At 69.2% G+C, this 10,691-nt stretch carries 10 protein-coding genes; 3 read left to right on the top strand and 7 right to left on the bottom strand.

Features of this window, described 5'->3' with window-relative positions; genetic code table 11:
• Positions 1-60 precede the first annotated feature (60 nt).
• Positions 61-1,425, top strand: coding sequence for a phosphomannomutase (locus RSP45_RS07760; protein WP_415394020.1), 1,365 nt, complete (start codon positions 61-63; stop codon positions 1,423-1,425).
• Between the two features lie 5 nt (positions 1,426-1,430).
• Here RSP45_RS07760 and RSP45_RS07755 read toward each other — a convergent pair whose 3' ends face one another.
• Both RSP45_RS07755 and RSP45_RS07750 read right to left on the bottom strand, forming a co-directional pair.
• A complete protein-coding gene (locus tag RSP45_RS07755) occupies positions 1,431-2,105 on the bottom strand; it encodes an ABC transporter ATP-binding protein (RefSeq protein WP_415393888.1) in 675 nt (224 codons plus the stop codon).
• A 4-nt stretch (positions 2,106-2,109) separates the two neighbouring features.
• Complete coding sequence (locus tag RSP45_RS07750; RefSeq protein WP_415393887.1) at positions 2,110-3,417, bottom strand: capsule biosynthesis protein; 1,308 nt, start codon at positions 3,415-3,417, stop codon at positions 2,110-2,112.
• A 215-nt stretch (positions 3,418-3,632) separates the two neighbouring features.
• Here RSP45_RS07750 and RSP45_RS07745 point away from each other — a divergent pair, with 215 nt between their 5' ends.
• Positions 3,633-4,391 carry an ABC transporter permease gene (locus RSP45_RS07745; protein ID WP_415393886.1) on the top strand — a complete coding sequence of 253 codons (759 nt, stop codon included), beginning with the start codon at positions 3,633-3,635 and terminating at the stop codon, positions 4,389-4,391.
• On the opposite strand, the gene yihA is transcribed toward RSP45_RS07745, so the two are convergent.
• From yihA to RSP45_RS07720, 5 genes are all read right to left on the bottom strand, one after another.
• Complete coding sequence (gene yihA, locus RSP45_RS07740; RefSeq protein WP_415393885.1) at positions 4,388-5,044, bottom strand: ribosome biogenesis GTP-binding protein YihA/YsxC; 657 nt, start codon at positions 5,042-5,044, stop codon at positions 4,388-4,390. The two genes, RSP45_RS07745 and yihA, sit on opposite strands and share 4 nt — an antisense overlap.
• Positions 5,041-5,799, bottom strand: a complete 759-nt coding sequence (locus RSP45_RS07735; protein ID WP_415393884.1) for an MOSC domain-containing protein — start codon at positions 5,797-5,799, stop codon at positions 5,041-5,043. The genes yihA and RSP45_RS07735 overlap by 4 nt, the downstream gene beginning before the upstream one ends.
• A gap of 10 nt (positions 5,800-5,809) precedes the next feature.
• Entirely contained in the window at positions 5,810-7,696 is a 1,887-nt protein-coding gene (gene yidC, locus RSP45_RS07730; protein ID WP_415393883.1) for a membrane protein insertase YidC, read from the bottom strand.
• A 159-nt stretch (positions 7,697-7,855) separates the two neighbouring features.
• The gene (locus tag RSP45_RS07725) at positions 7,856-8,833 is read right to left on the bottom strand and encodes a 1-phosphofructokinase family hexose kinase (RefSeq protein ID WP_415393882.1); all 978 of its coding nucleotides are present in this window, start codon (positions 8,831-8,833) and stop codon (positions 7,856-7,858) included.
• A gap of 1 nt (position 8,834) precedes the next feature.
• On the bottom strand, positions 8,835-9,242 hold the full coding sequence (locus tag RSP45_RS07720) for a metallopeptidase family protein (protein ID WP_073061369.1): 408 nt from the start codon (positions 9,240-9,242) through the stop codon (positions 8,835-8,837).
• 84 nt (positions 9,243-9,326) lie between these two features.
• Here RSP45_RS07720 and gltX point away from each other — a divergent pair, with 84 nt between their 5' ends.
• Positions 9,327-10,649, top strand: a complete 1,323-nt coding sequence (gene gltX / locus RSP45_RS07715) for a glutamate--tRNA ligase (protein ID WP_415393881.1) — start codon at positions 9,327-9,329, stop codon at positions 10,647-10,649.
• Positions 10,650-10,691 lie beyond the last annotated feature (42 nt).

Here is a 10,691-nt window from a genome sequence, read left to right as displayed (position 1 = left end):
TGCGCCTTGCGCCGCGCTTGGGCAGTTTCGCCGCAACCGGACCCGGAGGCCGCCATGACCATGCGCAAGATCACCTGTTTCAAGGCCTATGACCTGCGCGGCAGGCTGGGCGAGGATCTGGACGAGGATGTCGCGTGGCGCGTCGGCCGCGCCTTTGCCGCCCGCCCGTCCACGCGGCGGGTGGTGGTCGGCCGCGACGGGCGCGCCAGTTCCCCCGCCTTGGCGGCGGCGCTGATCCGTGGGCTGGTCGAGGGCGGGGTCGAGGTGCTGGATATCGGGCTGGCCGGCACCGAAGAGATGTATTTCGCCACCGACCACCTGGGCGCCGATGGCGGGATCGAGGTCACCGCCTCGCACAACCCCATTGATTACAACGGGATGAAGCTGGTCGGCCGCTGGGCCGCGCCGCTGGACCCGGTGACCGAACTGGCCGAGCTGCAGGCGCTGGCCGAGAGGGGCGTGTTCCCCGAAGCCGCGCCCGGCTGGGTGACGGATGCCACCGCGGTGCGCATCGATTATGCCCGCAAGGTCTGCGATTTCGTCGACGCGGCGCGGCTGGGGCCGCTGAAGCTGCTGGTGAATGCGGGGAATGGTGTCGCGGGCCCGGCCTTCGACGCCATCGCCGCGGAGCTGGAACGCCGCGGGGCGCGGCTCGAGGTGGTCCGGCTGCACCATGCCCCCGACCCGAGCTTTCCGCACGGCATTCCCAACCCGCTGCTGCCGGAAAACCAGCCGCAGACCGGCGATGCGGTGGTGGCGCATGGCGCCGATCTGGGCGTCGCCTGGGACGGCGATTTCGACCGCTGCTTCCTGTTCGACGAAACCGGCCGCTTCGTGCCCGGCGAATATGTGGTCGGGCTGCTCGCCGCCGCGTTCCTGGAAGGCCACCCCGGCGAAAAGATCGTCCACGACCCCCGCGTGGTGCTGAATACGCTTGAGGTGATCGCGCAGGCCCGCGGGCAGGCGGTGCAGTCGCGTACCGGCCACGCCTTCGTCAAGCAGGTGATGCGCGAATCGGGCGCGATCTATGGCGGCGAGATGTCGGCGCATCATTATTTCCGCGACTTCGCCCATGCCGACAGCGGCATGATCCCCTGGCTGCTGGTCGCCGGGCTGATGAGCCGCAAACGCCAGCCGCTGTCGCAGCTGGTGGGCGAGCGGATGGCGGCCTATCCCTCGTCGGGAGAGATCAACTTCCGTCTGTCGGACCCCGATGCGGCGCTGGCGCGGGTGCTGGCGGCGATGGAGGGCGCGGCGCTGTCGCGCGACGACACCGACGGGATCAGCCTGGAATTTCCGCAGTGGCGCTTCAACCTGCGCCGCTCGAACACCGAGCCGGTGGTGCGGCTGAACGTCGAAAGCCGCGGCGATGCGGGGCTGGTGGCGGCAAAGGTGGCAGAGATCTCAGCGCTGCTGACGGGGTAAGGGCGCTAGTCCCCCACGCTGTCGGGCGTGCCCATCAGATATTCATGGCAGGCGATGGCGTCCTCGATCCGGTCGAACACCAGCAGCCGGCCCCGGTCCAGCACGGCGCCCATGGTGCACAGACGCCGGATCAGCGGCATCGAGTGGCTGACCACGACCGAGGATGCCCGCTGCATCCGCTCGGCAAAGACGCGCTGCGATGTCTCGCGGAACTCGGCGTCGCCGACGCTGGTCACCTCGTCCACCAGATAGATGTCGAAGTCGATGCCCATGCTGCATCCCATCGCCAGCCGCGACCGCATCCCCGAGGAATAGCTGCCGAAGGGCAAGTGATAGCTGTCGCCCAACTGCGAGAAATCCGCGACATAGCCGATCAGCGCGTCGGTATCGACGCCGTAGATGCGGGCGACGAAGCGGACATTCTGCGCCCCGGTCAGGTCGGGGTGGAAGCTGCCCGCGAACCCCACCGGCCACGAGATCGTGCCATCTGCAACGATTCGCCCCGCGCTGGGCCGGGCGGTGCCGGCGATCATCCGCAGCAGCGTGGATTTTCCCGCGCCGTTGCGGCCCAGCAATGCGACCGAGGCGCCGGTGGGAAACACCGCGCTCACCCGGTCGAGGATCGGCCGGTGCCGCCCCTTGCCTGCATAGGACTTGCTGAGCTCCTCCAGCCGGATCATGGCGCTATCGCCGGTCGCGGAGGCTGTAATAGGCAAGCGCCAGGATCGACCACAGCCCGAACAGGACCCCGGTTCCCAGTGCCAGCAACCATGGCCGCGACGGCAGCAGCGACCGCTCGGCCAGCGTCGGCAGGACATGGGCGGCCAGATAGCGGCTTTGCCGCTGCGCGGTCTGCAGCGCGGCCTCATGCGCGGTGCGCGCGGACTGATAGGCGCTTTCGGCGAATTCGAGGTCGACCTTCAGCTGCTCGTAATCGGCGATCAGCTGGGCGTAGCCATCGCCCTGCGTGCCGATGCCGCTGGACCTGCCGCGTTCCTGTTCGATCTGGTGGCGCAGGGAGTCGATCCGCAGTTCCGCCTGGGTGATGCGGTGGTCGCCGGCGCGGGCGTTCCGGCGCAGCGTGTCCAGCGCGACCCGGGCCTCGGCCAGCTGGGCCTGCAGCGCGGTGGTGACGGTCGCCTGCGCCTCCAGCTCGGCGGTGGGGTCCACGATGCCGGTGCGGATGCGGAAGCCGGTCATCGCCTGTCGCGCCCCGGCCAGCAGGGCGCGGGTCTTTTCCAGCTCGGCGCTGGCATGGCGGGTCGCGTCGTCGCGGGCCTGTTCGGACAGCGCGTTCACCACCCGCTCGCTTTCTGCGAAAACCGCTTCGGCGATGGCCTTGGCGTCCTGCGGGGTGAAGGCGCTGACCCGCAGGGTGATGATGCCCGCCGAATCGTTGTAATGGACCCGCACCTGCTGCCGCCAGTAGTCGGTCAGATCCTCGATCGTGCCCGAGGGGTCGAAGGCAAAGGCGAAATCCTGCGGCCAGTTGCGGGAAAACATCGCGCGGATGTCCAGCTGGCGGTCGATCCGCAGCACCAGGTCGGGCGAGCGGATGAACTCGTACAGGATATCCGTGTCGGAGGCGGTGCCCGAGAACCTGCCGCCCAGCATGCCGCCGAACACGTCCATGGTGGGCGGCGCTTCCTCACGCCGGACCGAAAAGCCGATGGTCGAGGTGAACTGGTCGCTGGCGCGGGTCCACAGATAGCCGGCCCAGAGCGCGGCGGGGAGGACCACCAGCAGCAGCAGGCTGGCCAGCAGGGCCCAGTGGCGCCGGCGTGGCCGGGCCGAGGGGGCCGGCGGCGCGACCGGCGGGGCAAGGATGTCGGCAGGAAAAGCGGCCGGCTGCGCGGCGGGAAACGCCTGCACCCGTCCCGCGCCGGCCGGAACCAGCCGGGGCGGCGAGGCGGGCCGCGCAGGAGTTTGCGCTGCATCCGGCCTTGCAAGGGCAGCAGCATCAGCCTGCGCGGGCGTCGGGTCGTGGGCCACAATGCCCCGGCCCGCCGTTGCAATTACGGCCATGGATGCGGCGGAAGAGCGATCACTGGCCATTCTTGCTTTCGTTGCTGATGAATTACAGGCAGTTGTAGGCACGGTGCTGCCCGCAACTCCAGATGACCGATAAAATGCCCGACAGTTTCCCGGATCCCCCGCGTCTTCCGCCCGTGCTCCAACGGCGCAGGCCCGCGAACGGGCTGCTGCGGATGCTGCGCACCATCGTGGCGCTGATCCTGCGCGAGATCGCAACCACTCACGGCCGGTCCTTCGGGGGGTATCTCTGGGCGCTGGCCGACCCGATTCTGGGCATCGCGCTGCTGACGCTGATCTTTCAGGGGGTGATGGGGCGAAGCTCGCCCCCGCTCGGCAGCAATTTTCCGCTGTTCTACGCAACCGGCTACATCGTGTTCCAGATGTACAACGACCTGGCCGGAAAGATCGCGGCAAGCCTGCGCTATTCCCGGCCGCTGCTGGCCTATCCGGCCGTCACCCTTGTCGATGCGCTGCTGGCGCGGTGGATCCTGAATACCATGCTGCATGTCGCGGTCTTCACGCTGGTCGTCGCGGGGATCGCTGCGGGTTTCGGGCTGGCGCTGGTCATGGATGCGGCGGTGGTCGTCCAGGCGCTGGCGCTGACCGCGCTGCTGGGGCTGGGCGTGGGCACGATGAACTGTTTCCTCACCATGCGCTTTCCGGTGTGGGAGCGGGCCTGGTCGATCCTCAGCCGGCCGCTGTTCCTGATGTCGGGGGTGTTTTTCACCTACGACATGATGCCCCGCGCCGCGCAGGAGCTGCTGTGGTGGAACCCGGTGCTGCATCTGGTCGGGCTGATGCGGCGCGGCGTCTACGGCATCTATCCGGCCGATTACGTCAGCACCGGCTATGTGGTGGCGCTGTCGCTGGGGCTGCTGCTGCTGGGGCTTTTGCTGCTGCGGGGGCGCTATCGCGACCTGCTGGAGCTCTAGTCCCGCGTCAGCGCGTCGATCACCGCGCGCAGGGTCTCGATCCCGTGGCCCTTTTCTGCCGAGGTGACGATCAGCTCGGGAAAGGCGGCGGGGTGCTTCTGCAGCTCGGCCTCGATCTGGGCGAGGGTGCGGTCCAGTGCGCCGGGGCCGATCTTGTCGGCCTTGGTCACCACCACCTGGAACGGCACCGCCGAGCGGTCCAGCAGGGTCATGGTTTCATGGTCCACCGGCTTGATGCCGTGGCGCGCGTCGATCAGCGCGAACACGCGGCGCAGATTCGGGCGCCCGGCGAGATAGCGTTTCTGCAGCGCCTGCCATTTCGCCACCACCGCCACCGGCGCCTTGGCGAACCCATAGCCCGGCAGGTCAACCAGATAGGCGCGGTCCCCCAGCGCAAAGAAGTTCAGTTCCTGCGTACGCCCCGGGGTGTTCGAGGCGCGCGCGATGCCCTTGCGCCCGGTCAGCGCGTTGATGAGACTGGATTTCCCGACGTTCGAGCGGCCGGCAAAGCAGATCTCGGGGCGGTCGGGGTCGGGCAGCCCCTCCATCGCGACCACGCCCTTGATGAAATCGACCGGGCCCGCGAACAGCAGCCGGCCGGATTCGGCGGCCTCGGGCGAAGGGGCGGGGGCAGGGGGGAAGGCGACTTTCACAGCACCGTCACCTCATCGCCCTGGCGGATGGTGCCGCCGACGGCCACGCGGGCGTAGATGCCGAAATCCCGGTGCCAGAAGCGCTTTTCCAGCGCCGCCGGCAGGTCCACGTCGAACCGCCCCGTCGCGGTGTCGATGCAGGTCGCGGCGCAGCGGCCGATGCGCCGGGTCAGCGCCAGCTCGACCGTGTCGCCAATGCGGATGCGGTGCAGCTGCATGTCATGCTCGGCAAAGGGCTCCCAGCCGCCGATCCACAGATTGGCGCGGAAGCGGTGGGTGCCGAGGGGCTGGCCGACCATCTCCTCAAGCGCGCGCAGCGAGGACAGCGACAGCACCGAGAGCCAGGGCTCGGACACGTCGGTCAGCGCCTGCGCCCCCTCGACCAGCCGCGCGGGCGGGGCCTTGCCCGAATCCGCCCACAGCGGCGCCAGCCAGTCGAGCACCGCCGCCTGATCGCGTAGCGGGTCAAAGACCAGGTCGGGCAGGTCGGGATGCGACAGCACCAGCAGCCCGTCGCGCCAGCCGCCGGTGATCGCCTGCAGAGATCCGGCTGCGGCGCCGCGCAGGAATGCCGCCTTGGGCAGCCAGCGCTGCGGCGCCTCGCCGTCCAGATGGTGCAGCGCATCCCCGTGCAACACCGCAAAACGGCGGTCGCCGGGCAGGGGCTGGTCCGGGGTCAGCGCGACCCGGTCCAGCGATTCGCCGCCGGCCGACTTGACCGGATAGCGGAAGATATGGCCCAGCCGCGCGCTCACGAACGGGGCGTCACTTGCGCCGCTTGGGCAGGCCGGCGCGGATGTTGCCGAACAGGTTCGGCGGGTGCCCGTGCATCGACATGATCGCGTATTGCTGGAAGATCGTGATCACGTTGTTGGTGATCCAGTACAGCACCAGCCCCGAGGCGAAGCCGCCCAGCATGAACATGAAGATCCACGGCATCCACGCAAAGATCATCTTCTGCGCCGGATCGGTGGGGGCGGGGTTCAGCTTCTGCTGGAACCACATGGAAATCCCCAGCACGATCGCCAGCAGCGGCAGCGACAGGCTGTGCAGCGCGGTGCCCTGCGCAGGCGCGGCATAGGGCAGCAGCCCGAACAGGTTCAGCAGCGACGACGGATCGGGCGCCGACAGGTCGCGGATCCAGCCGACCCAGGGGGCGTGGCGCAGTTCCAGCGTGACGAAGATCACCTTGTACAGCGCAAAGAAGATCGGGATCTGCAGCAGCAGCGGCAGGCAGCCCGCGGCCGGGTTCACCTTGGCATCTCGGTAAAGCGCCATCACCTCTTGCTGGTACTTGGCGCGGTCGTCGCCGGTGCGCTCCTTGATCGCCTCCATCTGCGGCTGCAGCTCGCGCATGCGGGCCATCGAGATGTAGGATTTGCGGGCCAGCGGGAACACCAGCGCCTTGAGGATGAAGGTCAGCGCGATGATCGACCAGCCCATGTTGCCGATCACCCCGTGCAGCCAGTGCAGCAGGCGGAAGATCGGCTTGGTCAGGAAATAGAACCAGCCCCAGTCGATCGAATCGACGAAGCGGTCGATATGCAGGCTGTTCTGATAGGCGTTGATGGTTTCCCATTCCTTGGCGCCCGCGAACAGGAAGCTCGAGGACGACAGCTGCGTGCCCGGCGCCACGGTCTGCATCGGCAGCCGCGCCTCGGCCTGGTAGATGTCGGCGCCTGGCGCGTATTTCACCACCGAGGTGAAGGGCTGTCCCGGCTGCGGGATCAGCGTGGTCATCCAGTATTTGTCGGTGAACCCGACCCAGCCGTTCTCGGCGACCTCGGTGACGATGGCCGGGCCTTCGTTGCCCACCGGGTCCAGCTTCACCATGTCCTTGTACTTCTGCTCCAGCAGCTTGCCGTCGCTCATGCCGACGGCGCCCTCGTGCAGGATGAAGAAGTTCTGGGTGTCGGGCTGGCCGTGCCGGGCCAGAATGCCGTAGGGGGCGGCGGCAAAGGCGGCGGGGCCGGCGTTCTCGATGCTCTGGGAGACCGTGAACATGTAGCGGTCGTCCAGCTCGAAGCTGCGGCGGAAGATCTGGCCGGCGCCGTTGTCCCAGACCAGCGTCACCGGCTGGCCGGGGGCAAGGGCGGTGCCGCTTTCCACCGACCACACCGTCGCCGGATTCGGCACCAGCGCCGGGTCCACCCCGGGGCCGGGCATCCAGCCATAGACCGCATAATAGGGTTTCTGCACCACCAGCGAGGGCATGGCGTCGGGTGCCCCGGGGGTGCTGATGGTGCCCAGCTCCACCTGCGCGGTGGGTGACAGCAGCCGCAGGAACGGCGAATTGGGGTCCAGCGTCTCGCGATAGCCGCTCAGCAGCAGGTCGTCGATCCGCCCCCCGGCCAGCGAGATCGAGCCCTGCAGCGCCGGCGATTCGATTTCGATCCGCCCGGCGGTCAGCACCGGGTCCTGCGGGGTCGAGGGCGCCAGCGACGGCGTCTCGCCCGGTACCGTCTGGGCCTGCGGGGCCAGCGCGATGCCGGTCGCCGGGTCCACCGCCTGCGCGTTGGGATCGGCGGTCTGCGCGGTCACCGCGGGATCGGCCGGTTCCGGCGTGGGCGGCGCGAAAAAGGCATACCACCCGATCATGACCAGTGCCGACAGCACCATGGCAAGGATCAGGTTGCGGTTGTTGTCGTCCATCCTCGGACCCCGGAGCTTTCAGGAAATACGCGCCCGCTTCAACCGGACCCCCTTGCAAAGGTCAAGCCGATAGCTGCCCCGCGCCCCCGGTCCCGGGCTGTCTGAGGACTTCTTTCTGGCCGAAATACCCCGGGGGTCCGGGGGCTGGCCCCCGGTTCTTCAGATCGGCGTGACCACGCGTTCCTGATACAGCCGCATCACGTCGTCGGGGCGGCAGAGCCCGGTGCCGGGCATCATGCAGGTGGCCGAGGCGCAGGCCGCGCCCAGCCCCAGCGCCTCGGCGATGCCGCGGCCGCGGGCGATGGCCAGCGCATAGCCGGCCACGAAACTGTCGCCGGCGCCGATCTTGCTGACGATGGGCACGCGGTGGGCCTCGACATGCCAGCGCCCGTCCGGCCCCGCGGCGATATTGCCGTCGGCGCCGCGGGCGATGACCACCGTCTGCGCCGCCCCGGCCGCGACCAGCGCGCTGGCGAAATCGGCGGTGTCGCGGCGCTCGGGCAGTTTGCGGCCGGCCAGCCCCTCGGCTTCGGCGTCGTCCATGCGCAGCACCGCCAGCCGCACCTTGCCCCGCGCCGCCAGGGCCAGCGCCGCGCCCGAGCTGTCCATCAGCAGCCGCACCGGTCGCCCGCGCAGCCGCGCGCACAGGCGCAGGACGAAATCATCCGGCACGCCGGGCGGGTTCGAGCCCGACAGCACCACGATGCTGCCCGGCACCGCGGCCGCGGCCACCGCATCCAGCGCGTCGGCCACATCCGCGGCCGCCCATTCCGGCCCCGGCAGCACAAAGCGGAACTGCTTTTCCGTCGTGCGGTCGGTGACCGACAGGGATTGCCGCGTGTCGCCGGGAGCGTTGATGCGCAGCACCGGCAGCCCGGCCTCGTTCAGCAGCCGCCCCAGCTGGGTGCCGGTGCCGCCCCCCAGCGCCACCAGCGCCGTCGAGCGCCCGCCGATGCGCGAGATCGCGCGGCTGACGTTGATGCCGCCGCCACCGGGATCGACCGCCGGGGCCTCGCAGCGCAGCTTGATGTCGGGCACCACCTGCTCGGCGCTGGTCGACAGGTCCAGCGCCGGGTTCAGCGTCACGGTCAGGATGGGGGCCTGGTCCGCCCCCGTGATGCCCGCCCCCGCAGCCATGTCATTCCCACCAGCGGTCGATCCGGGCGATGTCGTCGTCCGACCAGCCGAAGTGATGGGCGAACTCGTGGATCACCACGTTGCGGACCAGATCCCCCAGCGAGGCGTCGCCGCGTTCCGCCCATTCGTCCAGGATGGCGCGGCGGAACAGCCAGACGGTATCGGGGAAATGCTGCGGGTCGCTGGCGGATTTTTCCGTCCGCGGAATGCCGTCGTAAAGCCCGGTCAGCTCCAGCGGGTCGTCGATTTCCAGCTCGTCCAGCACGTCCTCGCCGGCGAAATCCTCGACCCGCAGGATCACCTCCTGCGCGTGGCCGGCGAACTCGACCGGCAGCTGGGCCAGCACGTCGCGGGCCAGCGCCTCGATCTCGGCGGCAGAGGGGGCCTTGGCCTCGCTCCAGTCGGTCATGGTGTGTTCCCCCTGCGGCTGTCAGCGCCCGATATGGACAAGAATCGCCCGTTATGAAAGAGCGGGAGGATCAAGGAGACGACGATGACCACCACCCGTTTCGCGCCCTCGCCGACCGGCCATATCCACGTCGGCAACCTGCGCACCGCGCTGATGAACTATCTGATCGCGCGCAAGGCGGGGGGAACCTTCATCCTGCGGCTGGACGACACCGACCGCGAACGCTCGAAACAGGAATACGCCGACGGCATCCAGCGCGACCTGGAATGGCTGGGCCTGCACTGGGACCGGATCGAGCGGCAGTCCGACCGGCTGGACCGCTATGCCGAGGCCGCGGACAGCCTGCGCGCCTCGGGCCGGCTTTACGAGGTGTTCGAGACCCCGACCGAGCTGGACCTCAAGCGCAAGAAGCAGCTGAACATGGGCCGGCCGCCGGTCTATGACCGCGCCGGGCTGGGGCTGAGCGACGAGCAGAAAGCCGCGCTGCGCGCCGAGGGGCGCGAGGGCTACTGGCGGTTCCGGCTGGATCACGAGCGCATCGAATGGCCGGACGGCATCATCGGCGACGTGTCGATCGACGCGGCCTCGGTCAGCGATCCGGTGCTGATCCGTGCCGACGGGCAGGTGCTGTATACCTTTGCGTCCTCGGTCGACGACGTGGACATGGGGGTCACCCATATCGTGCGCGGCGCCGACCACGTGACCAACACCGCCACGCAGATCCAGATCATCCGGGCGCTGGGCGGGCAGCCGCCGCGCTTTGCCCACCACAGCCTGCTGACCGGCCCGCAGGGCGAGGAACTGTCCAAGCGGCTGGGCACCCTGTCCCTGCGCGACCTGCGCGAACAGGGTGTCGCCCCCGAAGCGCTGCTGTCGCTGATGGCGCGGCTCGGGTCGAACCAGCCGGCGGCGCTGCGGATGAGCCTGGACGAGCTGGCCGAGGGGTTCGAGCTGTCGCAGTTCGGCGCCTCGCCCACCAAGTTCGACGCCGAGGATCTGTGGCCGCTGACCCGCGAACGCAACCAGCATCTGCCGTATGAGGCGGTGCGCGACCGCATCGCCGCGATGGGGGTGCCGGATGAGATTGCGCCGCGATTCTGGGCGGTGGCGCGTCAGAACATCACCCGGCTGGACGACCTGGCCGAGTGGTGGACGCTGATGCGCGACGGCGCCGAGCCCGCGATCGCGCCCGAGGACGCCGAGTTCGTGGCCCAGGCGCTGGCGCTGCTGCCGCCGCGGCCGTGGACCGATGCGACCTGGAGCGAATGGACCGCTGCGGTCAAGGCCGCCACCGGGCGCAAGGGCAAGGGGCTGTTCATGCCCCTGCGCAAGGCGCTGACCGGCATGGACCACGGCCCCGAGATGGCCGAGCTGATGCCGCTGCTGCAACAGGTCCGCGCTGCCTGAACGGGCTTTGTGGTGATTCCCGCCATCTTGGGGCGGCGCGTG

The organism is Paracoccus sp. SJTW-4, assembly GCF_047716885.1.
GTDB lineage: Bacteria > Pseudomonadota > Alphaproteobacteria > Rhodobacterales > Rhodobacteraceae > Paracoccus > Paracoccus solventivorans.
Note: the sequence above shows the minus strand (reverse complement) of the source record. Positions and strands in the feature narration are given on the sequence as shown.